The following is a 23,931-nucleotide window of genomic DNA, read 5'->3' as shown; positions in this document are numbered from 1 at the left end:
ATTTATGGCACCAAAACCTTGTCCATTAAAGCCTTTTTATTTCCGTTGAAGGACTTTTCTACCATAATTCCATTTCTACCAAGACCTACAAATGCTTTATCATCTACAAAGTCCCAAAGACAATATTTCGCCTTACCTTCAAGGGTGAATAATCCAAAGTTATTTTCAGATCCTGTAATACTTCCACTATCCTTCCAATGTTCATCAAATGCTTCAAAAAAGAAACAACTGATATTTTCTTTTTTTGTCCAATCTCTGACTAAATCATAATACATTTTTTGTTTGTACTCATCTGTGGCTTTTGATCCATCGACACCATAAAATCCACTTGATCGGGTTGCCCAACCAGTTTCTCCAATATGTATTTGCTTTTCAATTCCTAAACTTTCAACATATTTCTTTACTCCTGTATATTGAGATTTAGCATACTCTATTGATTTAAACATTAGAGTATCAATCTTTGATACTTTAGACAAATCCTTATAGTTTGAAGAAAACTTCCAAAAAACAGGATTGTAATGTGTGTCATGCATTGGATATGTATGGATAGAGATATAATCTACTTCTTTTATAAGTTCTTTTAAATCTTTTGTATGATAGCTACTATCACCACCTCCCCATGAGGCAAAATTATCCGATGAAGTAACCCATAAGTTCTGAGGAAGTTTTCCTCTGTTTTTAAGTTCTTGTATATGCTTAACCCACTTTAAAATTGTTTTGGGATATACATAATAGTTTGTTGCCCATTTGACCATTGCCTCATTTCCGATTGCTATTATTTTAACAATATCGGGATAACTATTTGCAAGTTTTACAGCATTTTCAATTTCAATAGAATTCCGATCACTTTCTTTGTCATGAATAGGATTAGATGTCCATGCATCCTTACAATCTATCCAAACTCCTAGCATCATATACATTTCAAAACTCGCATTTTCCTTTCTAAGTTGTTTTATTGCCTTTAATGTATTCTCAGCCATAGGAGTATGAACATCATGAGTTCTAATTATTTTAACTCCTATAGCTTCTAACAATAATAGATCTTCTTTAATTTCGGAAATTGTAGGTTGAACTTCTCTTGTCGTTGTTCTATACCCTCCATAACAAATGGCTAAATATTCTGGATTATTTAATATCTCCTTTGGTGATATTCCTTCCTTTTCAGAACCTCCAAATTTCCCAGAACAACCAACTAATATGATTAGTAATACAGATATATATTTTATTTTAATCATTAACAACTATTAAAAATGCAGTCATAATTTAGAGAATTTACATTCCTATGAACATCTCCTTCCAACATATTGTAGTCTAATTTATTGCTGATTTGCTTCCTGTTAATGGAATAACTAATGATTTTTCATTTAAAGTAATAGGGAAACAAAGCGATACTACTTCCTCTTCTATTGATTACTTTCAAAATAAGAAAAATAGCTTTATCAAAAAAATTATTTTTTAATATGCTTTGTTTCCTATTATCTCCCCTTCTATTTTTATTCCTATCAAAAAGGAATATATTTTTAGTTTGTTTAAACTCTGAACCAAGTTAGTTCAGATATGTCTTACTCAATAAAAACAAAGAGGTGATTTCCTTTAATTCAAACAAATACGCCTAACCACCTCTTTGTTATCGACCTATCAGTTCATTTCCAAAAAAAATTGGTATTTGAAAGGTCTAATTGTTTAAATGTACCCCCCATAGTTACATTCAATCTTAAAACCGTTGTTAACGCAAGTTTATACACTAAAAAACTACATTAACTAAAATCCTAACTAGTGTTTTCTTTAACCTTGACTTATTTATTAACCAAGTGAACAATCTAATTTGGATATTGTAAAAATAGCAACTGTTTTACGTTAATTCATAAAACAACACACTACAAAAATCATACATAAATAAAAAAACCAGTTTTCCTTTATAAACAATGGCTCAAGGGGTATTTATCAGTAAGTAAAAATCGTTTTTACACCAAATGTTGTGGTCATGTATAGGTAAGCCCCTAAGAATGTTTGACATTAAACATCTAATATGTAATCTGTTAAATTTACATCATGATCTAAATTCATCTTTTTACGAAGTCTATAACGCTTAACTTCAACACTTCTAGGTGAAATATTTAATAACGGAGCAATCTCTTTAGATGATAAGTTTAATCTCAAATAAGCACAAAGTCTCAAGTCATTCGGAGTTAACGCCGGATGTAATCCCTTTATTTTCTTTATAAAATCTTTATCGGCATTATTGAATGCCTCCTTAAACATTTGCCAATCATCTGTATTGTTTAAATTCTTATCAATAATTTTGATAACATCTTTAATACTTTTTTCATTTCCAGATACCAGCTCATTTTTAATTAAACCAAGCAGTTCGTTCTTTTTAATAATACTCATTGTAGAAGTTGCAAGCTCTCTACTTTTGCTTTCTACATCAATCCTGAGTTGTTCATTTTTTACTTTCATTAGCATTTTTTCACTCTCTAATGATTTCAACTCAAACTCCCTCTCCTGTTTTTCTAAAAGTCTTTTTCGTTGTCTTCTATAATACCCTCGATACATCCTATCCATGAAATAAGAAAATGCTAAAATCAATGAAATATATACAACTAGCATTAAGTTAGTAGCATACCAAGGTTTATCAATTTTAAATTTGTAAGTCGCTTCGTTTGTTGTTTGTTTATTACCAGCTCTACCTCTAACCCTAAACACATATTCGCCATAAGGAAGGTTTTCAAAAAGTATTTTACTTTCATTCCCCCACCTACTCCAAGACTTAGAATACCCCTCAAGTTTATATTGGTATTGAGGTTGAATGTTCTTCATAAAACAGGGAATACTATAATAAAATTCCAAATTGTTCTCAGCACTTGAAAACGCTCCTTCAACATTTAACAACATCATTTCTTTTGGTGAATCTTGTCTATATTTCTTTATAAAGTCAATAGATATCTCGTAGGTTTCCCCTTCCTCTTTATCATTCACCAAGTTTAATGTTAAATATCCATCGTTAACTCCTGTTAAAAATTGGTTTTTATTCAGAGGTAAAATATTTTCATATCCTATGGCTCCTTTTCTCAAAGGTTCCGTTACGGGAATTCTCTTAATCGTACTTACGTCGTTTAAATAATTAGGCTTTACATAAGAAATATAATTCTTAGAAAAACTCCACAGCAAATTGTTTTTCTTATCAAAAACTAATTTCCCAGAAGTATAGTTTTTATCATTAAATAACCTACTCAAAGTACTGTCTTTAACGAAAGTATTATTCCCAGTATATTCATATATTCCCTTTTTAAAAGAATACAAGATTTTCTCATCATATTTTACGAGATTAGAATGTACTCCCTTACTAATCAAAGTATCCTTTTCTATTTTAAGAACTTTTTCAAAATCATTATCAACTAATAATTTGAAAACTCCTTTATACTCATGATTAACAAAAATTTGATTCTTCCCAAAAACTTCAAAGGATCTACTTGAATTATCAAACCCTTCTATTTTGTTTTTAACCTTCCATTCTTTATTTTTCTTTTTCAAAACATACAAACCAGTATAATTCCCTTGTAAAATAGTGGTAGCATCTAGCCTTTTGAAAGACCACGCTCCAAGAACATTTAATCGCTCTTTAATTTTTTCTTTTTCAATTATGAAAGTTCCCATGTCGTGCCCGCAAAACAATTGATCATCTACATCCAATAAACTCCATACTTGACCTTGTGTTCCTGCGATTAACTTAAATTCATCATTTGAAGGGTATTTCTTATAAAACAGTCCCTGATTTGTTCCAAGATATAAATTACTGTCAAAAATTATCGATGTATACACAGTTCCTATTTTCCCTTCCTTTTCAGTAAATTTCTTAATTGGAACTTCTGTATTAATGTTATTCACTCCATTATCTAATCCCAACCAAACATTGTGATTTATATCTTCAAATACTGAAAGCACCGTATTATTACTCAAACCATTTTTTTGAGAAATATTATATATAAACTCTCCTCTTTCACTTAAAAATAAAACTCCATCCGATATGCTTCCTAAAGCATAGTTTCCATTTTTTAATTTCGTACTACTATATATAGTTTTATCCTTTAATAGCTTATAAGTGTTATTCCATTCCTTAACTCCATCATTATTAAATGTCATAAAACCTCTTTTATCGGTCAAAATCAAAATTTCACCTCCATTAGAGTACATATCAACAATAACCTGATTTTTAAAAACCTGATTATCTGAAACAAGTATTGCTTTTCCTTTTTCTAATTTATACAATCCTTTTCCAAACTTCTGGAAATATATTTCACTGTTAACTTCCATCAATTTTGTTATCTTAACATCTGAAGAAATTATTTTATGTTCCTTGGTTTTGGTATTGTATAAATATATTCTTTCAAGTGATTGAAATAATATCCATTCTTCGAACTCCAAAATATTCCAGAATTGCTCATCTTCCAAAACAGGAATTTTACTTTCTTTTACAAGTGACGTGTATTTTAACTCCCCGTAACCATCTCTCACCCAAAAGCCAAAGTCCATGTAAAACCCAGTAAAGATTTTATCGTTAACAACTTTTACAGACCTCATAATAGTACCATTCGGCGTATAATATAGTTGCCAACTTGCTCCATTATATTCAAGAAGACCTAAATTGTTTGCTATATAAATAGTCCCTTTTTCTGACTGACTAATGGCCCAATTTTGAGACTCAGCTTTATAATCTTCTGGGTAATAAATATTGATTAGAGGAAGTTCTTGTCCAAAAGAGTGTTTATTGTATAAAAAAAATAAAAGAAAAAAAAGTGGGTATTTGATTAATTTCAAGTCGTTTAGAATTTCTTATATACAATAATACAAATATTTTTTTTTAATTCTTAACGAAAAAAGGGCATCATAATGATGCCCCTTTTGATAAGTTTTAAGGTTCTTTATTTCTTATCGTTCAAAATTGATTTAATTTTTTTAAAGTTTACCCCGCTCTGATCTAAATTTAAATCAGCGTCTTTCAAAAGAGCTATTATTTTTGAAGGATTCATTTTTTCTCCTAAAATTCTCGCTACTCCAATACCTAACTCCTTTCCATATCCAAAAGCAATTATTTCATTGATGGCATCTGCTTCGCCTGCATAGTAAACTTTTATATTATTACCATCTTTTTTAAAGCTCATTAACTTCTTATAAGATGAATCATTAAGTATTTTCTTTAACTTAGTTTTTTCCTCTTCATAAGCACCTTCATCTGCATTCTTAGCAGGAAGTGCCGTTATGTTTACCTTCTTAACACTTTTATAAATTGCCTTGTCTTCTGCACTTAAATTTTCTTCAGCTAATTCAACAACACTGGCCGGAATATCCAATGTAACAAAACCACTCTTATCTTGACTTTCGACCAAATAACTCTGTAATGATTCCTTTTTACTGCATGAGGACACGAAAATGGTTAAACATAGTAATGATAGTATATATAGTTTTTTCATTCTTTTAATTTTTATATTCTTAAATATGGAGTTGGTATTTAACCAACTCCTTTATTTACATTTCTTATTTTTTATTCTCATTAGAGTATTTATTCGCAATCTGAGATAATTTATTCACATCAATCTCACCCGTTAAGGATACAATCACTGACTCCAATTTATTTTGAGAATCTTTCTTTTTCACAAACATCAATACTTCACTGACTAAATCTTTGTTTTTTGTTGCCTTCACATAAATCTTAACTCGTGAATCTTTGTCTTTAACTCTCATTAACTGAGTAAGGTTAGATTTACTTATTGCCGTATTAACCATAGATTCCATTTTTGAAACAACTGCATTATCACTTGAAGAGAACACTTTTAACTCATTCAAATCGTTCGCCATATTAAACACTTCCATATCTTCTGATTTTGCATCTGGAAATTTTTTAATAAGTTCAAATGCATCTTTGGTCATTATAAAAGATGAAACTTCATCTAAATCTTCTAATTTATCAAACATAGACTGTCCAAATGCTACATTCGCTGTAAAAATGAATCCTAGTATAAATAATATTTTTTTCATGACTTTCGTAATTTTAATCTTCTTGGTTTTATTATATTTTGTTTATTGTTAATTCACAGTTTCAATTACTTTATTTACTGCCTTTTCATAGGTATTAAGATATCCAATAGCTTTCTTCCCTTTATTAATGTTGTTCGAAACAGCATATAATGCTTCGTTTCCTTTGTTTAAATTGGTAGAAACCATTTGAAGCGCTTCTTTAATTTGTTCAAATTGCCTTCTTTGTTCTCGCTCTTGGTACTCTCCATACCCAATATAAGTACTGAATAACAAAACAACCGATGCTGCTACTGACAACCATTTCCAGTTCATTTTACTTGTTTTCTCAGATTTTAACTGAATGGTTTTGGTAAATGTTTCGTTTTTGCTTTGTTGAAAGTAATTAAACATGAAACTGTATTCCTCTAAGTGAGGGGCTACCTTTCCTGAAGTAAAATACGTTTGTAATATTTTTTCTTCATTCAAAGTAGTTTCAGCGTTTAAATATTTTTCTAATAATTTTTCTATGTTAGCTAACTCCATAGTTGTGTTTTTTTATTAGTTCTTGTCTTATTGTTTTTCTGGCTCTTGAAAGTGCCACCCTTACAGCAGTTGGTTTCATGTCAACCATTTTGCATATTTCATCAAATTCATATTGTTCAATATCTCTGAGTTGAATAATTATTTTTTGCTGTTCAGGTAATTTTTCAATTAGCCTATGTACTTGGTTTACTGAATCATTATTCTCTACTCTCTTATCTAACGTCGTTCCTTTTTCTTTATAATTACTGTGAACTAAAGTTAGATTACTTGCCTGTTTAGACTTTAATCTATCGAAACAATAATTTTTTGTCATCGTCATCGCAAAAGCTTCCACATTTTTATAATCGGATAGCTTTTCTTTATTCCTCCATAATTTCAAATAAAGTTCTTGTGTAGCATCTTCAGCTTCTTCTGTAGAAACTAAAAGTCTTTTTGCTAAACGAAAGACTTTATCTTTAAATGGTAGAACAGCTTTTAAAAAGTCTGATTGTTTCATTGTTGGTTGATTATTAGGTAAACTTCACTATTTTTTTGTGGGTTTACATATCTACGACGACACAGTATAAAGTTTGTTACACGATTTGAAAAAAAAATAATATTATTCATTAAATTGCGTTGTATTAGTATTAAAATGAGCAGAATGAAATTTTACAAATTACTTTTATTTTTTATTATCCTATTTGGTTTTATATCCTGCAGTAGCAAGGATGAAGCCCCTAGCGAAATCGAAATTAACGATTTTGTTTGGAAAGGATTAAATGCCTACTATTTATGGCAAGGAAATATTTCTGATTTATCGGATAGACGTTTCACTTCTGATCAACAATTATATAGTTACTTATCTGGTTTCAATGATCCTAACACCCTATTTGAGAGTTTGCTTTACCAAAGAGGAACCACTGATAAATGGTCTTGGATTGTTGATGACTATGTGGCTTTGGAACAATCTTTTCAAGGCACAACTCAAACTACAGGTATGGAATTTGGAGTAGTTAAATACCGAAGTCAAGCGGAAAATGTTTTTGGATATGTTAGGTATGTTATTCCAGGTACCGATGCTGCAGATAAAGGAATAACTAGAGGAATGATATTTAACGAAGTTAATGGAACTCAGTTAACGGAAAGCAACTATCGAAGTCTATTATTTTCAAGCGATTCTTCTTTTACCATTACAATAGCTGATTATAGTACTGGTAACCCAACCCCTACAGCCACCACAATAACTTTAACGAAAAGTAGCTATACTGAAAATCCAGTTCACATTGCCAAAACATTAGATATTAACGGTCAAAAAATTGGTTATTTAATGTATAATGGTTTTACCTCTAATTTTGATGCTCAATTAAATCAAGCTTTCGCTCAATTTAAATCAGATGGAGCTACTGAATTGGTTGTAGATCTTAGATACAATGGTGGAGGATCCGTTAGAACTGCTACTAGATTAGGAAGTATGATTACAGGACAATTTACAAATGAAGTTTTTGCTAAGCAATTATGGAACGAGAAATACATGAGTGTTGCAAATCCTGAATCTTTAATTGATAGATTTCCAAATACTATAGAAAATAATGTGGCTATTAATAGTCTTAATTTAACTAAGATATACTTTATTACAACTAAAAGTTCTGCTTCAGCTTCAGAACTTATTATTAATAGTTTAACACCATATATTGATACTAAAACGGTTGGAACAACAACACATGGTAAGTATGCAGGTTCTATAACTTTATATGATTCACCATCGTTTTATTCGAAAAACAATATCAATCCAAACCATAATTGGGCTATGCAACCGATCGTTTTAGAAATTGTAAACAAGGATGGGCAAAATCAAAAAGATGGTATTCCTCCTACTGTTGAATTAGATGAAGATTATGGTAATTTAGGTGTTCTGGGAGAAGCTAATGAGCCGCTTCTTGAAAGAACTATTCAATTAATTACCACTGGAAGCAGAGCTAGTTCTAATTTACCATTTAAATTAGAAGTGATAGATAACTCAAAATCGAACACACCTACCTATAATAACATGTATGTAACATTACATAGAAATTAATGTTTTTATTTGATATTGTTCTCATGTAAAAACATTAGTTCGTTATATAATCAGGTTTATTCTTAATTTAAAGTCAATGAGAATAAACCTGATTATATTTTTAATAAAAAACTATAAACCAACTACTACTCTTAATTATATTAAATGATAAAAACTAACTGGTAAAACCTAATTTCAATGCTTAAAACCATTCAAATTATCGCTCTTTTTCAAGGTGTTTTTTTAATTTTTATCCTTTTTCAGCACAGAAGAAAATATAAGAATATTGATTTCTATCTTTTATTAGCTTCACTTATATCCGTTTTACTGTTTTCTCTTGGCGATGATGAATATAATTTATTTGTTGACAATGCTGACTGGTTTTTCTTTCATGACCCCCTAATTATTACATGCTTTTTTTTATTTGTAAGATATCATAAATCGAATAAAAGTACTTTTCAAAAAAGAGATCTGGCGTTTTTCACTCCTTTTATATTAAGTTCTTTTTTCAATTTTCTTGAAACCTACAGCTTCTTTCACAGGAATACGTTTTTTCAAATTGTTAGCGTAATAGTTGAAGGTATATTCCTTGCTATGTTGATATATATGATTTACGATATTATTCATAAAAAAAAGGAAAAATGGTTACTCCTTTTTGTTATTCCATTAACGATTATTTTTATTATTGATGAATTCACCTATCTTTTAACTCAATCAAATGAGTCTCCCTTTTCATTAGATAGCTATGGAATTATATTGATGGCTATTTTCCTATTTTATTACGTATTATATAAATTAATTATCTCACCAACCGAAGTACTTCCTAAGAGTGATATTGTTAAATACAAAAGTTCTAACTTAACAAAAGACTCAATACTTAAAATCAAAAAGCAACTAAATCAATTAATGAACGAAGAGAAGATTTTCAAAAACCAAAAACTATCTGTTGACGATGTTGCTAAAGAATTAAACGTTCCAAGGCAAAAGGTTTCGGAGGTTTTGAACGCATATATGAAAATTAGCTTTCAAGATTTTTTGAATGAATATAGAGTTAATGAATTTGTTTCAAACTTATCCTTAAAGAAATATGAAAACTACACACTTTTGGCTATAGCCTATGAAAGTGGCTTTAGTTCAAAGTCTACTTTTAATACCGTTTTTAAGAAACTTAAAGGTACTACTCCAAGTAAATTTCGCAAAGAGGTTTTAAAAAATTCCAACAACGAATAAGTCCTTTTTTAAAAACAATACATCACCATAACAAATTAAGGTTTTAGTTTAATAAAAGGTTTAGAAAACGCATCCTGAACCACTTCGCCTTTTAAGTAAGAATCCTTCCTTCTACTTTTGATCACCAGAAGTAAAAACATTAAAATGAAGGATTTAAGAAATTACATTTCTATAAAAAGAATAACATTGTTTAGTGCACTCATTGTTGTGCTATTCATTTCAGAAGGCTGTGGAGAAAGCGAAGTATTTAATGAAGTTGAAAACATTCAAGATATCATTGCTCCCCTTCCCGAGTACACTCCAGTACCAGAGAACAACCCTCAAACAGCTGAGAAAATTAATTTAGGTAAACAACTGTTTTGGGACCCTATCTTATCTGGAAATAAAGATGTTGCTTGTGCTACTTGTCACCATCCTGAAAAAGGATATGCCGATGCTCTAGATTTATCGATTGGAGTAAACGGTATTGGACTAGGAGAACAAAGAAGAGGTATCGTATTAGCTAAGCGAAATGCTAATACCATCATAAACACAGCATATAATGGTATTAAAAATGATGACAGCTACACTCCTCAAAGCGCCCCTATGTTTTGGGATAACAGAGCTATGAGTTTAGAAGAGCAAGCTTTACTTCCTCTTTTATCCAAAGAAGAAATGAGGGGAACTGCTATTCCTGAAAATATTCTTTACGATTCTATTATTAACAGATTAAATCAAATAGAAGAATATAAACTCGCTTTCAAAAATGTTTTTGGTGAAGAATCTATTTCTATGGAAAAAGTAGCTCAAGCAATTGCTTCGTTTGAAAGAACAATCATTGCTAACAATAGCCCTTTCGATCGCTATATTAGAGGAGATGTAAACGCTATGAATCAACAACAAATTAATGGTATGAATGCCTTTATAAATGTTGGTTGTGCAGAATGTCATAGCGGACCAATGTTTTCTGATTTTGAACTTCATACTATCGGTGTTCCCGATAACCCAAAACTACCGAGTACTGATTCCGGTGTAAATACGTATACATTCAGAACTCCAAGCCTACGAAACTTACCGTTAACCGCTCCATATATGCATAATGGTATGCACGCTTCACTTCAAGAAGTGATGAATTTTTATGAAGATGTGGCAGAAGGTGATACCGATGATATTAACGTACATATTAGCATTAATGATATAGATCCTTTAGCCAGACAACTTGAAATGGATAACGATGTAATCGATGAAATAATCGCATTTATAGAAGCCTTAGATGATAACAACTTTGATAAAAGTATTCCGGCAAGTGTTCCTAGTGGTTTGCCTGTAGGAGGAAATATCCATAATTAAAATAAAACTCTATGCTTTTAAGTCGTATGAAAAAATATATTTTCATTTTACTTGGCTTCAATTGGACTCTTTGCAGCGCTCAAATTAACCTAACTGCCAGTGAAGAAAATCATAAGATAGCAGGTGATGTATTAGTTACTTCCCTACCTGCTATAGCTCTTGGTTCAACTTTAATTTGGAAGGATGGCAAAAAAGGCACGCTTCAATTCACCAAAACATTAGCTACAACCGTTCTCTCTACCTATGCATTGAAACTTATTATAAATAAGGAACGCCCAAATGGTGAAAGTTTGAATAGTTTTCCTTCAGGTCATACCTCGATTGCCTTTGCCAGTGCTGGTTTTATGCAAAAACGTTATGGATGGAAAGTTGGAATTCCTGCTTATGCATTAGCTGGATATGTTGGTTACTCAAGAATAAAAGCTAATAAGCACGATGGATGGGATGTTATTGCAGGAGCTATTTTGGGTACTGGTATTGCCTATTTATTCACCGAGTCGTTCTTAGAAAAAAAAGACATAAAAATCACCCTTGGAAATGTAAAAAGCTACACATCGATGACAACAGTTAGAAACTATACTACTCTTAAACTTATTTATCAATTTTAAAACCAATAATACAATATGAATATTCTCGAAATACTTTTACTTTTTATGATTCTAAAACTAACAAGAGGTTTTATATCTCTTATTTATAAGTTACGCAAGGAAATTAATTCAAGTGAAACCATTTAATTATAACAAAGTCATTTGATTATTTTCTTGGCTTTCATTAGGTATTTTCAAGGAAGTATCTAATCTTTTATTTAAATCTTTAATAAAATGACTAGCCAGTAACGGCGATTCAACTTCTAAGTTTTGATGAATAAAAAAGTGGATATTTTCTAATCCAAGCTCTTTCCACTCCTTTAACCTTTCTACCCAATCATTTAATCGTGTATAATCTGATGGATGATTTGCTCCTACATATCTAACAAAAGCCTCGTTCGATGTTAAGCTCATATGAGCCATATCTCTTCTCCCAGCGGTATCTACTATCACGTTAGCAACTTTATTCTCGCTTAATAAATTCACATAATCATTAAAAATAATCTTATCTGAAAACCAATCTGGGTGTCTTACTTCAACTGCCAATGGAATTTCATTTGGCCAACTATTGACAAAGTTTTCTATACGATCAAAATTTTTAGGCCCGAAATTCGAATGTAATTGTAAAAAAATAGTTCCTAGTTTTTCTTCTAGCTGCAACGCACAATCTAAGTAATAATTTACAACATCTTGAACTCCCTCTAATCTTTTCCAATGGCTTATTTCTTGCGTTAATTTTGGAAAAAACTTAAAACCTTCTGGAGTTTTATTTTTCCATTTTGCAAATTGTTCAGCTGGAAACTGTCTATAAAAAGTAGCATTTAATTCTATAGAGTTAAATTGTTTTGAATAATACTCCAACTCATCTTTAGTACCTCTTGGATAAAACCCTTTTAAATCCGCTCTATTCCACTTTGCACAACCTACATAAATATTTGTTTCTTTGCCTTCAACTTCATTTAAAACCTTCAAGGTATTTTCATGAGTTTCAGGTAACGAAAAATCAACTAACTCTGGTTGTTCAACTTTTCCAAACTTCATTTGTTTCCATTTTTAGATTAGTAATTTTAGTCATCAATTAGCTCTGCTCTAAAATCATTCATTGTTTCGTCATCTTTTCGTTTCGCATGATTAAAGCCTTGTACCCACCATTTTGACATTAATTTCTTATCGAAAATTAATGAATTTGTTGTTAACACGGTGGGTGTATAATATAAATTTAACTTTACATCGTTGTGCTTTGCTGACAATTTACCGATTGTTACATTATGTTTTTCAACATGCTCTAACATAAAACCAAAAACATCTAACATCAAAGAAAATGGGTTTTTCGCAGGTAATCGGTTTATCTGTGTTACTTCTGTTTCTAAAATAATTGCATCAATTTCTTTAGCTCCTCTTAAAATAGCCTCCCTGATAGGAACCAAACAACCAAAACCTCCATCTGCATATTGACAACTATTCTTCTCTAATAAACTCATAAAAGGAACATAATTGCAAGACCCCCAGATCCAATCGCAATAATCTTCATAAGTGCATTCTAATATAGATTTATATTCAATTTTGTTCGCTGTTAAATTCGATATAGTAACCACTACCTCTTTGTTCTTAGATCGTATTTCTTCGAACATTTCTTTGGTTATATTTTTCTTTATTAGTTTTCTTAAATTCTTACTTTCTCCAAAAGTCTTTCTTCCATTAACAAAATTCCATAATGTATTTCTATGTCTAATCGAAACTACCTTAGCTCCATGAACTGTTTTAATTTTAAATGGACTATTACTAAAAATAGAGGTTTGATTAACATTAGTATATAGTTCCTTTAAATCTCCTACTCTTTCAAGAGCCAAATGCGAAACCATTAAACTCCCGGTCGATGTTCCTAAGAGTATATCATACTCCTTTTTCTTTTTATTTATAAGAAATTCAGCAACACCACCGGCAAATGCTCCTTTGCTGCCTCCGCCAGAAATAACCAGTGCTTTTTTCATCTATTTTTTTGTTTTAAGGGGGTTCTAAATTCTACCAAAATATTATAAAAATCACAACAAAAGTCTTCTATTTGCTCTCATAACAAAACAATTTGACTGATTTTTATCTATTTTAGTCGTGTAAAAATATCAAAAAATGACACGAATTCTAACTCTTTTTTTAATTGTATTCTCTGTAATTTCATGTAAAACGGATAAAGCGTCTAAAAGTTTCGTTACTGCAAAGATTAAACAGTTTAAAATGGATAGCTGTAGCATCAGAGCTATTCACAGTGTTAGTAACGATACTTTGTATTATGCCGATTCTAAAGGAAACATAGGTCATACTTTTGACAATGGACAATCTTGGTCTAAAACCTCAATTAAATACAACGATAGCCTTGTTCCACATTTTAGAAGTATTGCAGTTAATAATGATACTGTTTTTGCTTTGTCAGTTGCTAATCCTGCCTTGTTATATAAAACTTTCAATAAGTATACTGAACTCGTATATAAGGAAGAGCACTCCAAAGTTTTTTACGATTCAATGCATTTTCTTGACGATGGTAAACATGCCATTGCAGTAGGAGATCCAACTGAAAACTGTCCTTCTATAATTATTTCTTCCGACTATGGAAATACTTGGTGCAAGCTTTCATGTGATGAACTTCCAGAGTTTGAAGAAGGAGAAGCCTTTTTCGCAGCAAGTAATACAAATATTAAAACTCTAGGTAATACCATATGGATTGTTTCTGGAGGAAAAAAAGCAAGAGTTTTAAAATCTTCTGATATGGGTAAAAATTGGAACATATATACTACCCCTATCGTGCAAGGAAATGGCCCTCAAGGAATATATTCAGTTGATTTTTACGATCAGAATAACGGGATTGTTTTTGGTGGTAATTACTCTAATCCAGAAGATAATTGTGCTAACAAAGCCATTACAAAAGATGGAGGAAAAACTTGGACACTTATAGCGGACAATCAAGAACCAGGCTATAAAAGCTGTGTTAAATACGTTCCAAATTCAAACGGACAAGAAATAGTTGCAATTGGTAAAACAGGAATCTCATATTCGAAAAACGGAGGTGAGAATTGGAGTAAAATTAGCGATATCCCTTTTTATACCATACAATTTGTAAATGAGCATTCTGCTTGGTTAGGAGGCCCAGAAAAGTTGGGTAAGCTTATCTTAAATTAATCTTAAGGTTTTGTTAAAAATCCTTTAATAAAATTAAGAAATCCTAATTTTAGTATCTAAATTCAACTCAAACATAATGAAAAAACTTTTTATCCTGCTGCTCTTCTCTAGCTTAATTCAAGTTAGGGCTCAAGAGTATTTTCCTATAAACACAGGAGTAAAAACATCTCAAAACAAGCTAATTGTATTTAAAAACGCTAAAATTTTCATCACTCCTCAAAAAGTCTTAAAAAAAGGAGTGCTAATAATCAAAGATGGAAAAATTGTAGATGTAGGAAAATCTATATCTATCCCGAAAGAAGCACATATAATTGACTTAAATGGTAAATCAATTTACCCATCTTTTATCGATGTCTATTCTGATTTTGGAATCAAAAAAATTAAGAGTTCGTTTAACTTTAGAGAAAGACCTCAATACGATGCTGGTAGAAATGGTTATTACTGGAATGATCACATTCGTCCAGATATTGATGCTTTTGAAGAATTTACTTTTGATAACAAAAAAGCTCAGGAACTTGTAAAATCAGGTTTTGGTGTTGTTAATACTCATGTCGACGATGGAATCATGCAAGGAAATGGTGTATTAGTAGCTTTAAACTCTAAAAGCAATAATGCCTACAGAGTGCTTGACAAAAAATCTGGGAACTATTTGTCATTTTCAAAAAGTAAAAAATCAAAACAAGCTTATCCTACTTCAAGAATGGGTGCAATGGCCTTACTAAGACAAGCATATTTAGATGCCAGTTGGTATGAAAAAGGTAATGCCAAAAACACTGATTTAGCTCTTGAAGCACTTAACAATAACAAAAACTTACCACAAATTTTCAAAGCTGGTGATTATTTAAATGACCTTAGAGCTGATAAAATTGGAGACGAGTTTGGTATTCAATATACGATAGTAGGTGGAGGTGATGAATATGAAAGAATTCAAGATATAAAGAACACCAATGCTACTTTTATAATTCCTATAAACTTCAGAAAGGCATATGATGTTAGCAATATTGCCTTAGCAAAAAAAATCGCATTAAGTGATATGCGTAAATGGAATCAAGAGCCTTCTAATCCAAGTGTTCTTCAAAAAAATAATATTTCTTTTGCCCTAACAACTTATAAGTTGAAATCATTAAAAGATTTCACATCTAATCTGAGAAAGGCAATTACTTATGGATTAGACAAGACTGCTGCCTTAGAAGCCCTAACGACAACCCCAGCCAAAATTTTAAATAATAACCTTATAGGGAACTTAAACAAAGGAAGCTATGCTAACTTTTTAATTTCTTCTGGTGATATTTTTGATAAAGGAACTACTTTATATGAAAACTGGGTTCAAGGATCTAAACATGTTGTTAACTCTATTGATATTAAAAATATAACAGGTGAATACACTTTAAATATTTCAGGGAATAAATACGACATGACCATCTCTGGAAAAGGAGCGAAACAAACAGCTTCTTTGAAGAAAGGTGATGAAAAAGTTAGCAGTAAATTTTCTTTTAATAATGATTGGATACAGCTAACTATTAACGACAAAAATAACTTTTCAAGAATCTCTGGTAAAATTGTCAATTCTTTAGGCGAGTTCAATGGAACTGGTGTAGATAACAATGGCAATACATTAACGTGGTCTGCTTCAAAGAAAGAAAGCAAAAAAGAAAACAAGAAAGATAAAGTTTCAAAAGAAAGTAAAACTCCTGAGGTGGTAGCAACTAGTTACCCAAATCTTGGTTTTGGTAACTATAACGTACCTAAGCAAGAGACTATCTTAATAAAAAATGCTACCGTTTGGACATCTGAAAATGGAGAAGTTTTGGAGAACACAGACGTTTTAATTTCTGAAGGAAAAATTTCGAAAATTGGAAAAAACATTTCGTCGAGAAAAGCAAAAATAATCGATGGTACGGGTAAATACTTAACCGCAGGAATTGTTGATGAGCATTCTCATATTGCCGCTTCAGCGATTAACGAAGCTGGACATAACTCTTCTGCTGAAGTAACAATAGAAGATGTTGTAGATCCTAATGACATTAATATTTATAGAAATATTGCTGGAGGTGTAACTTCTATTCAAATACTTCACGGTTCGGCCAATCCAATTGGTGGACGTTCTGCCATTATAAAACTAAAATGGGGTGAAAACGCTGACAATTTGATCTATAACAATACCCCAAAATTTATAAAGTTTGCTCTTGGAGAAAATGTAAAACAATCAAACTGGGGCGATAATAATACTATTCGATTCCCACAAACAAGAATGGGTGTTGAACAGGTTTATATCGATTATTTCCAGAGAGCTAAAGAATACGACGCTCTTAAAAAAAGTGGTAAACCTTATAGAAGAGATATTGAATTAGAATCTCTAGCTGAAATATTAAATAAGGAACGCTTCATATCATGCCACTCTTATGTTCAATCTGAGATAAATATGCTAATGAAAGTTGCCGATCAATTTAACTTTAACATTAACACATTTACGCATATTTTAGAAGGATACAAAGTTGCCGACAAAATGAAAGAGCATGGTGTTGGTGGATCAACCTTCTCTGATTGGTGGGCGTATAAATATGAAGTTAACGATGCTATTCCTTATAATGCCGCTATAATGCACCACCAAGGAATTGTAGTAGCCATAAACTCCGATGATGCAGAAATGTCACGTAGATTAAATCAAGAGGCTGCTAAAACAATGAAATATGGTAATTTAACCGAGCAAGAAGCTTGGAGTATGGTTACAATTAACCCTGCTAAATTACTTCATTTAGATGATAGAACTGGAAGTATAAAAGTAGGTAAAGACGCCGATGTTGTTTTATGGAGCAACAACCCTTTATCAGTATATTCTAAAGCAGAGAAAACCATTATTGATGGCGCTATATATTTCGATCTTGAAAAAGATATCGAAAAGCGTAAATCAATTAAAGAAGAACGTGCCAAGTTAATTAGCATGATGCTAAAAGAAAAAATAAAAGGCGCTCCAACCCAGAGCCCTGTTAAGAAAGTAAAAAAACATTTCCATTGTGATACAGAATAAGAACTTATTGACACTACAAATGAAAAATATTATTTTATACAGTCTGCTATACTTCTTATTCACTGGAACTATGGTAGCCCAACAAACACCAGCTCCAAAACAAACTATTGACTATTCAATAGAAGGAGCTACTGCACATATTGGAAACGGAACAATCATTGAAAACTCTTTGATTATGTTTTCAAATGGAAAAATTTCCTTCGTGGGAAGTGCTAATTCAAGAATTGCAAGAATCGGAACTATAATCAATGCCAAAGGAAAACATGTTTATCCAGGTTTTATCGCTGCAAATACTACCTTAGGCCTTGCAGAAATTGATGCCGTAAGAGCTACAAGAGATTATGATGAAGTAGGAAGTATGCTTCCTCATATTCGTAGTGTTATTGCCTACAACACTGAAAGTAGAATTGTGGAGTCAATGCGACCTAATGGTATTTTATTAGCTCAAATTACTCCAAGAGGAGGAACTATTTCTGGAACTTCTTCAGTAGTACAGTTAGACGCATGGAATTGGGAAGATGCTATCGTAAAAGTAGATGATGCTATTCACATCAATTGGCCAAGAAACTTTAGTAGAGGTAGATGGTGGCTTGGAGAAGATTCAGGGTTAAAGCCTAATAAAGATTATGCTAAAAACTGTAAGAAAATTAACGAATTCTTTAAGAACGCGAAAAACTACTTAGCCAAGACCCAAAAGAATGTAAATCTTCCATATGAGGCTCTAAAAGATGTTTTTAACGGGAATAAAAAAGTTTTTGTTCATGCTGATGGTCAAAATAGAATTACAGATGCTATTAATCTATTTGATAACTTAGGAATCAAAAACTTGGTAATTGTAGGTGGGCACGAAGCTGAAAATATAGCTAGCACTCTAAAATCTCATAATATTCCAGTAGTTCTGAAAAGAGCACACAGGTTGCCTTCTGGAGAAGATGAAGACTACGATCGTCCATACCGATCAGCTAAAATTCTTTCCGATGCAGGGATTTTAGTTGGTTTAGGAATGAATGGTGCCATGGAAAGAATGAATACACGAAACCTTCCTTTTTATGCTGGTACTTATGCTGCTCACGGACTAGGAACTGAAAAAGCCGTTCAGCTAATTACTGAAAACAATGCTAAAATTTTAGGCATTGACAATATTATGGGTACTCTTGAGGTAGGAAAAGATGCGACTTTATTTATTTCAAATGGAGATGCTTTAGACATGAGAGGAAATATTCTTACCGAGGCTTTTATTCAGGGACGAAAAATAAGTTTAGAAACCCATCAAACAAAACTTTGGAAACGATACTCAAAGAAATATAACAATTAATTTGTTGGTCCCCCCCCTTTATTACGAAGAGCCGTTCATTTTATGGATGGCTCTTTATTTTTAGAAAAGATTAAGCTAGCTTAATACTTATTTAAAAATAAAAAAAGCCCATTGATTTCACAATGAGCTTTTCAACATGTAACTAAATTTATTACTTCACTTCTTCGAAGTCTACATCCTCTACGTTATCTCCTTGAGATTGTCCGTTAGAATCAGCTTGAGCTTGTTGCGCTCCTGCGTCAGCACCACCAGCTTGTTGCTGAGCAGCATACATTTCTTCTGAAGCAGCTTTCCAAGCTTCGTTAATTTTCTCCATTGCAGCATCAATTTGAGCTAAATCTTTAGACTCATGAGCTTTTTTCAACTCTTCTAAAGCAGCTTCTATTGGTTGCTTTTTGTCATCTGACAACTTATCTCCAAACTCCTTTAATTGCTTCTCAGTTTGGAAAATCATTGAATCAGCACCATTAACCTTATCTGCTGTTTCTTTTGCTTTAGCATCTGCTTCTGCATTTGCTTCAGCATCAGCCTTCATCTTTTGAATTTCTTCGTCAGTTAAACCAGAAGAAGCTTCAATACGAATGTTCTGAGTTTTTCCTGTTGCTTTATCTGCTGCAGAAACATTGATAATTCCGTTTGCATCAATATCGAAAGTTACTTCAATTTGAGGAACTCCTCTTGGTGCTGGTGGAATATCAGTTAATTGGAAACGTCCAATTGTTTTGTTATCCGCTGCCATTGCTCTCTCTCCTTGTAATACGTGAATATCAACAGAAGGTTGGTTATCTACAGCTGTAGAAAATACCTGAGATTTCTTTGTAGGAATGGTTGTATTTGCATCGATTAACTTTGTAAATACATTCCCCATAGTTTCAATACCTAATGATAAAGGTGTAACATCTAATAATAATACATCTTTAACATCTCCTGTTAAAACTCCACCTTGAATTGCAGCTCCTAATGATACAACCTCATCTGGATTTACTCCTTTACTTGGAGCCTTTCCAAAGAACTTCTCAACGGCCTCTTGAATTGCAGGAATACGAGTAGAACCACCAACTAAAATAATTTCATCAATTTCAGAAGTTGATAAATCAGCATTTTTTAACGCTGTTCTACATGGCTCAATAGTTCTTTTTACTAAATCATCGATTAATTGCTCAAATTTAGCTCTACTTAATGAACGAACTAAGTGTTTTGGTCCTGAAGCAGTAGCCGTTATATATGGTAAGTTAATCTCAGTAGAAGTAGTACTTGATAATTCAATCTTAGCCTTTTCAGCAGCTTCTTTTAAACGTTGTAAAGCCATTGGATCTTGACGTAAGTCCATGTTTTCCTCAGCTTTAAACTCTTCAGCTAACCAATTAATGATTTTTTCATCAACATCATCTCCTCCTAAGTGAGTATCTCCATCAGTAGCCAATACTTCAAAAACTCCGTCTCCTAATTCTAAAATAGAAACGTCATGAGTACCTCCACCAAAATCAAAAACTACGATTTTTTTATCATCGTTTGATTTATCTAAACCATATGCTAAAGCAGCAGCAGTAGGCTCGTTAATAATACGACGTACTTTTAACCCAGCAATTTCTCCAGCCTCTTTAGTTGCCTGACGCTGTGCATCGTTAAAATAAGCAGGAACTGTAATAACCGCTTCTGCAACATCCTGACCTAAATAATCTTCAGCAGTTTTTTTCATTTTTTGTAATACCATTGCTGATATTTCTTGTGGTGTATATAAACGATCGTCTATTTTTACACGTGGAGTATCATTATCTCCTTTTACCACTTCATAAGGAACTCTATCTGCTTCTCTTTGAGACTCAGAATATTTATTCCCCATAAAACGCTTGATAGAGTAAACTGTTTTCGTTGGGTTTGTTACTGCTTGACGCTTGGCAGGATCACCTACTTTACGCTCTCCTCCTTCAACAAAAGCAACAACAGATGGGGTAGTTCTTTTTCCTTCTGAATTAGGAATTACTACTGGCTCATTTCCTTCCATTACAGACACACATGAATTAGTAGTACCTAAATCTATACCTATAATTTTACTCATAATTTTATTTACAGTTTAAATTTTTAATTCAATTTTACGATATGAATTAGTCAAACTGTATGCCAATAGCTATTCTGCTCTTTTTTGGCAGACACAAAGAAAATAAGTGTCAAGTTCAATGACACAATGTCATTATATATGATTTTTCAAGTAGTTATTATATACCAATTCAATATTAGCATAGGTATTTTGAAAAGCAACTTTTATTTCTTTTTCATTTTTAAAACAGACATCAGTTATGCCTTCTTCCACTTGCGGTTTTAATTCTCCTTTATACTCTGAGTACATCAAATACCAATAGGTTTCTTTCAACCTTTTTTTTCCTCCTTGAATAAACAGATGATATGTATTTAGAAGAAACCCTCTTAATACAACATTTTCAATACCACACTCCTCTTCTACTTCTCGTATTGCTGCTTCTTCTATTTCTTCTCCTTCTTCTATTCTACCTTTTGGTAAGTCCCATTTTTCACCTCTAAAAATAAAAAGTACTTCTTTATTTTCATTTAATACTAAACCTCCACCAGCTACAATGGGCTCATAAATTTCTCGAATTTCTTTCCAGTCTTCATCTAGGTTAGTCGAATATAAATAAACCCCGCTTAAAACATTGGTTTTTATCTTATGAACGATCTCTTCAAAAGCAATATTTTTAAAAAGATATAAGGGATAATCTTCATCCTTATTTAGTGAAGTTGTTAAGATTATTGGCTTATCATTAACAAAAACTTTATACATTTGCGACATGGATTTTAACAAAGATACGGCAAAAAAAACAGCTGAACTCCTTTTACAGGTAAAAGCTATTAAATTGAGTCCACAAGATCCTTTCACGTGGGCTTCGGGATGGAAATCACCTATTTACTGTGACAATAGAATTACATTGTCTTATCCTTCTGTTAGAAATTTTCTAAAAGAAAAGATAGCTAAATTAGTTGAAGAAAAACATGGCAAACCAGACGCCATTGCGGGGGTAGCAACTGGTGCTATTGCTATTGGTGTTTTAGTCGCTCAAGAATTGGGAGTACCTTTTGTATATGTTCGTCCAGAACCTAAAAAACATGGGCGTAAAAATCAAATTGAGGGGTACCTTGAAAGCGGTCAAAATGTAGTGGTAATTGAAGATTTAATTAGTACAGGTAAAAGTAGCTTAGAAGCTGTTAAAGCTTTAAAAGAGGAAAATGCTACTGTAAAAGGCATGGTTGCCATATTTTCATATGGTTTTGATGTTGCTACAAAAAACTTTACTGAGTATAATGTCGAGCTAACTACATTAAGTAATTACGACTTTTTATTAGAGCAGGCTTTAGATAGTCAATATATCTCTAGAGATGAGTTACGAACTTTAGAAGACTGGAGAATGGCTCCTAGTGAATGGAAACAGAACGAAGAACAAAAACCCTAAACAAAGAAATACATGGATATTAAAGGAAATACGGTAACCGTAAATAAATCATCAAAAGAGTTATTCGATTTTTTTACGAAACTAGAAAACTACGAACAGCTAATGCCAGAAAGTACTGAAAAATTTGAAGTTGATGGCGATAGTTTTATTTTTGGTTTAAAAGGGATGCCAGAAATAAGATTGGTTATGAAAGAAAAAACTGAATTTTCTAATGTAACCTTAGGAGCTGCTAGTAGCAAATTACCATTTACTTTAGCTTCGGATATTGAGAAACTAGAAGAAAATCAAAGCAATGTTACTTTGAAATTTAATGGCGATTTTAATCCTATGATGGCTATGATGGTGAAAAAACCTTTAACCAAGTTTATAGAAACATTAACTGAAAATATTTCAAAATTATAGAGTCAGGCGAATGAAACTTCTTTAATACCAAATTCTTGAATAGTTTCGTCATCTAGTTCAATTTGGAGTTTACCTTCTTGAGATACTCCTATAATTTTACCCATAAACAAAACGTTCTGGTCTGTTTTAAACATACTTGGAACGTTTTTTTTATACAATACATCTAAATAACGTTTCTCTAAAGCAAAGTACTTACACTTTTCTAAGTCAAATAAATTCTTCTCAAGCTTATTCAATAAAACGTCCAGAACTTCCTTCAAGTCTAACTTTCTATTCAAACTATCACTCATTGATGTTGCCTTAAAATTCTCCTCAGAAAGAAAACTTTGATTTACATTTAAACCAATACCAATTACAGAAGACAAAATATCCGTTCCTTTTAATGAGTTTTCAATCAATATACCACATATCTTCTTATTACCTGTCATAATGTCGTTAGGCCATTTTATAGACGTTTTAGGTATCTTAAACTCTAAAAGTGTTTCATAAACACTCAAAGCGACACTAAAATTTAAAAACTTTTGATGAATAATATTCAAGCCCTTTGGGCGTGCAAACACGCTAAAAGTAAGGTTTTTTCCTTCTTCAGCAATCCATTGAGTTTGCATTTGACCTCTACCTGCTGTTTGGTTCTTTGCCCAAACGACCGTAAAGTTTTCAACTGCTGAATCTTCTGCCATTTTCTTTAAAAAAGAGTTTGTAGAGTCAATGGCATCAAGTTTGATTATTTTCATAAAAATTTTACAGGTAAAACTAGTGTCAATATTACACAATTTACTCGCAAAAAAATAATAACTTTGCTAAAACTTAATTTT

20 protein-coding genes are annotated in these 23,931 nt (G+C 31.8%); 9 read left to right on the top strand and 11 right to left on the bottom strand.

Annotation, left to right across the window (positions count from 1 at the left end):
- Window positions 1-2: 2 nt before the first annotated feature.
- The 6 genes from ACKTTV_RS16395 to ACKTTV_RS16370 all read right to left on the bottom strand — a co-directional run bounded on the left by ACKTTV_RS16395 (window position 3) and on the right by ACKTTV_RS16370 (window position 7,054).
- Entirely contained in the window at window positions 3-1,235 is a 1,233-nt protein-coding gene (locus ACKTTV_RS16395) for a glycosyl hydrolase family 17 protein (RefSeq protein ID WP_408031948.1), read from the bottom strand.
- 781 nt (window positions 1,236-2,016) lie between these two features.
- Complete coding sequence (locus ACKTTV_RS16390; protein WP_408031947.1) at window positions 2,017-4,818, bottom strand: helix-turn-helix and ligand-binding sensor domain-containing protein; 2,802 nt, start codon at window positions 4,816-4,818, stop codon at window positions 2,017-2,019.
- A 104-nt stretch (window positions 4,819-4,922) separates the two neighbouring features.
- Window positions 4,923-5,471 (bottom strand): DUF4252 domain-containing protein, encoded by a 549-nt coding sequence (locus tag ACKTTV_RS16385; protein WP_408031946.1) that lies wholly within the window; start codon window positions 5,469-5,471, stop codon window positions 4,923-4,925.
- 64 nt (window positions 5,472-5,535) lie between these two features.
- On the bottom strand, window positions 5,536-6,036 hold the full coding sequence (locus ACKTTV_RS16380; RefSeq protein WP_408031945.1) for a DUF4252 domain-containing protein: 501 nt from the start codon (window positions 6,034-6,036) through the stop codon (window positions 5,536-5,538).
- 48 nt (window positions 6,037-6,084) lie between these two features.
- The gene (locus tag ACKTTV_RS16375; RefSeq protein ID WP_408031944.1) at window positions 6,085-6,558 is read right to left on the bottom strand and encodes a hypothetical protein; all 474 of its coding nucleotides are present in this window, start codon (window positions 6,556-6,558) and stop codon (window positions 6,085-6,087) included.
- Complete coding sequence (locus ACKTTV_RS16370) at window positions 6,545-7,054, bottom strand: RNA polymerase sigma factor (RefSeq protein WP_408031943.1); 510 nt, start codon at window positions 7,052-7,054, stop codon at window positions 6,545-6,547. Before ACKTTV_RS16370 ends, ACKTTV_RS16375 begins: the two co-directional genes overlap by 14 nt.
- A 144-nt stretch (window positions 7,055-7,198) precedes the next feature.
- Here ACKTTV_RS16370 and ACKTTV_RS16365 point away from each other — a divergent pair, with 144 nt between their 5' ends.
- The 4 genes from ACKTTV_RS16365 to ACKTTV_RS16350 all read left to right on the top strand — a co-directional run bounded on the left by ACKTTV_RS16365 (window position 7,199) and on the right by ACKTTV_RS16350 (window position 11,757).
- Complete coding sequence (locus ACKTTV_RS16365; protein ID WP_408031942.1) at window positions 7,199-8,611, top strand: S41 family peptidase; 1,413 nt, start codon at window positions 7,199-7,201, stop codon at window positions 8,609-8,611.
- 177 nt (window positions 8,612-8,788) lie between these two features.
- Window positions 8,789-9,820, top strand: a complete 1,032-nt coding sequence (locus tag ACKTTV_RS16360; protein WP_408031941.1) for a helix-turn-helix domain-containing protein — start codon at window positions 8,789-8,791, stop codon at window positions 9,818-9,820.
- A gap of 144 nt (window positions 9,821-9,964) precedes the next feature.
- Window positions 9,965-11,149, top strand: a complete 1,185-nt coding sequence (locus tag ACKTTV_RS16355) for a cytochrome-c peroxidase (protein WP_408031940.1) — start codon at window positions 9,965-9,967, stop codon at window positions 11,147-11,149.
- Window positions 11,150-11,175: 26 nt separating this feature from the next.
- Entirely contained in the window at window positions 11,176-11,757 is a 582-nt protein-coding gene (locus ACKTTV_RS16350; RefSeq protein WP_408031939.1) for a phosphatase PAP2 family protein, read from the top strand.
- 126 nt (window positions 11,758-11,883) lie between these two features.
- Here ACKTTV_RS16350 and ACKTTV_RS16345 read toward each other — a convergent pair whose 3' ends face one another.
- Window positions 11,884-12,777: a DUF72 domain-containing protein gene (locus tag ACKTTV_RS16345; protein ID WP_408031938.1), complete on the bottom strand. Its 894-nt coding sequence runs from the start codon at window positions 12,775-12,777 to the stop codon at window positions 11,884-11,886.
- 26 nt (window positions 12,778-12,803) lie between these two features.
- A complete protein-coding gene (locus tag ACKTTV_RS16340; RefSeq protein ID WP_408031937.1) occupies window positions 12,804-13,727 on the bottom strand; it encodes a patatin-like phospholipase family protein in 924 nt (307 codons plus the stop codon).
- 136 nt (window positions 13,728-13,863) lie between these two features.
- On the opposite strand from ACKTTV_RS16340, the gene ACKTTV_RS16335 reads away from it, so the two are divergent.
- The 3 genes from ACKTTV_RS16335 to ACKTTV_RS16325 all read left to right on the top strand — a co-directional run bounded on the left by ACKTTV_RS16335 (window position 13,864) and on the right by ACKTTV_RS16325 (window position 19,250).
- Window positions 13,864-14,907 (top strand): WD40/YVTN/BNR-like repeat-containing protein, encoded by a 1,044-nt coding sequence (locus ACKTTV_RS16335; protein ID WP_408031936.1) that lies wholly within the window; start codon window positions 13,864-13,866, stop codon window positions 14,905-14,907.
- Window positions 14,908-14,983: 76 nt separating this feature from the next.
- The gene (locus tag ACKTTV_RS16330) at window positions 14,984-17,935 is read left to right on the top strand and encodes an amidohydrolase family protein (RefSeq protein ID WP_408031935.1); all 2,952 of its coding nucleotides are present in this window, start codon (window positions 14,984-14,986) and stop codon (window positions 17,933-17,935) included.
- A gap of 19 nt (window positions 17,936-17,954) precedes the next feature.
- Window positions 17,955-19,250 (top strand): amidohydrolase family protein, encoded by a 1,296-nt coding sequence (locus ACKTTV_RS16325; protein ID WP_408031934.1) that lies wholly within the window; start codon window positions 17,955-17,957, stop codon window positions 19,248-19,250.
- A gap of 151 nt (window positions 19,251-19,401) precedes the next feature.
- Here the strand turns inward: ACKTTV_RS16325 and dnaK are convergent, their stop codons facing one another.
- Window positions 19,402-21,309, bottom strand: a complete 1,908-nt coding sequence (gene dnaK / locus ACKTTV_RS16320) for a molecular chaperone DnaK (RefSeq protein ID WP_408031933.1) — start codon at window positions 21,307-21,309, stop codon at window positions 19,402-19,404.
- 132 nt (window positions 21,310-21,441) lie between these two features.
- Window positions 21,442-22,047 carry an NUDIX domain-containing protein gene (locus ACKTTV_RS16315; protein ID WP_408031932.1) on the bottom strand — a complete coding sequence of 202 codons (606 nt, stop codon included), beginning with the start codon at window positions 22,045-22,047 and terminating at the stop codon, window positions 21,442-21,444.
- 7 nt (window positions 22,048-22,054) lie between these two features.
- On the opposite strand from ACKTTV_RS16315, the gene pyrE reads away from it, so the two are divergent.
- On the top strand, window positions 22,055-22,714 hold the full coding sequence (gene pyrE / locus ACKTTV_RS16310; RefSeq protein ID WP_408031931.1) for an orotate phosphoribosyltransferase: 660 nt from the start codon (window positions 22,055-22,057) through the stop codon (window positions 22,712-22,714).
- Window positions 22,715-22,726: 12 nt separating this feature from the next.
- Window positions 22,727-23,116, top strand: a complete 390-nt coding sequence (locus ACKTTV_RS16305) for an SRPBCC family protein (protein ID WP_408031930.1) — start codon at window positions 22,727-22,729, stop codon at window positions 23,114-23,116.
- Window positions 23,117-23,118: 2 nt separating this feature from the next.
- Here ACKTTV_RS16305 and ACKTTV_RS16300 read toward each other — a convergent pair whose 3' ends face one another.
- A complete protein-coding gene (locus ACKTTV_RS16300; RefSeq protein ID WP_408031929.1) occupies window positions 23,119-23,850 on the bottom strand; it encodes a biotin--[acetyl-CoA-carboxylase] ligase in 732 nt (243 codons plus the stop codon).
- Window positions 23,851-23,931 lie beyond the last annotated feature (81 nt).

The sequence above is a fragment of the Tenacibaculum xiamenense genome, assembly GCF_964513065.1.
Classification (GTDB): Bacteria; Bacteroidota; Bacteroidia; order Flavobacteriales; family Flavobacteriaceae; genus Polaribacter; species Polaribacter xiamenense.
Note: the sequence above shows the minus strand (reverse complement) of the source record. Positions and strands in the feature narration are given on the sequence as shown.

Coding starts and splice junctions, on each gene's coding strand:
- ACKTTV_RS16395 (WP_408031948.1), bottom strand. CDS start 1,235: ATGATTAAAATAAAATATATATCTGTATTACTAATCATATTAGTTGGT.
- ACKTTV_RS16385 (WP_408031946.1), bottom strand. CDS start 5,471: ATGAAAAAACTATATATACTATCATTACTATGTTTAACCATTTTCGTG.
- ACKTTV_RS16380 (WP_408031945.1), bottom strand. CDS start 6,036: ATGAAAAAAATATTATTTATACTAGGATTCATTTTTACAGCGAATGTA.
- ACKTTV_RS16375 (WP_408031944.1), bottom strand. CDS start 6,558: ATGGAGTTAGCTAACATAGAAAAATTATTAGAAAAATATTTAAACGCT.
- ACKTTV_RS16370 (WP_408031943.1), bottom strand. CDS start 7,054: ATGAAACAATCAGACTTTTTAAAAGCTGTTCTACCATTTAAAGATAAA.
- ACKTTV_RS16365 (WP_408031942.1), top strand. CDS start 7,199: ATGAAATTTTACAAATTACTTTTATTTTTTATTATCCTATTTGGTTTT.
- ACKTTV_RS16360 (WP_408031941.1), top strand. CDS start 8,789: ATGCTTAAAACCATTCAAATTATCGCTCTTTTTCAAGGTGTTTTTTTA.
- ACKTTV_RS16355 (WP_408031940.1), top strand. CDS start 9,965: ATGAAGGATTTAAGAAATTACATTTCTATAAAAAGAATAACATTGTTT.
- ACKTTV_RS16350 (WP_408031939.1), top strand. CDS start 11,176: ATGAAAAAATATATTTTCATTTTACTTGGCTTCAATTGGACTCTTTGC.
- ACKTTV_RS16345 (WP_408031938.1), bottom strand. CDS start 12,777: ATGAAGTTTGGAAAAGTTGAACAACCAGAGTTAGTTGATTTTTCGTTA.
- ACKTTV_RS16340 (WP_408031937.1), bottom strand. CDS start 13,727: ATGAAAAAAGCACTGGTTATTTCTGGCGGAGGCAGCAAAGGAGCATTT.
- ACKTTV_RS16335 (WP_408031936.1), top strand. CDS start 13,864: ATGACACGAATTCTAACTCTTTTTTTAATTGTATTCTCTGTAATTTCA.
- ACKTTV_RS16330 (WP_408031935.1), top strand. CDS start 14,984: ATGAAAAAACTTTTTATCCTGCTGCTCTTCTCTAGCTTAATTCAAGTT.
- ACKTTV_RS16325 (WP_408031934.1), top strand. CDS start 17,955: ATGAAAAATATTATTTTATACAGTCTGCTATACTTCTTATTCACTGGA.
- dnaK (WP_408031933.1), bottom strand. CDS start 21,309: ATGAGTAAAATTATAGGTATAGATTTAGGTACTACTAATTCATGTGTG.
- ACKTTV_RS16315 (WP_408031932.1), bottom strand. CDS start 22,047: ATGTATAAAGTTTTTGTTAATGATAAGCCAATAATCTTAACAACTTCA.
- pyrE (WP_408031931.1), top strand. CDS start 22,055: ATGGATTTTAACAAAGATACGGCAAAAAAAACAGCTGAACTCCTTTTA.
- ACKTTV_RS16305 (WP_408031930.1), top strand. CDS start 22,727: ATGGATATTAAAGGAAATACGGTAACCGTAAATAAATCATCAAAAGAG.
- ACKTTV_RS16300 (WP_408031929.1), bottom strand. CDS start 23,850: ATGAAAATAATCAAACTTGATGCCATTGACTCTACAAACTCTTTTTTA.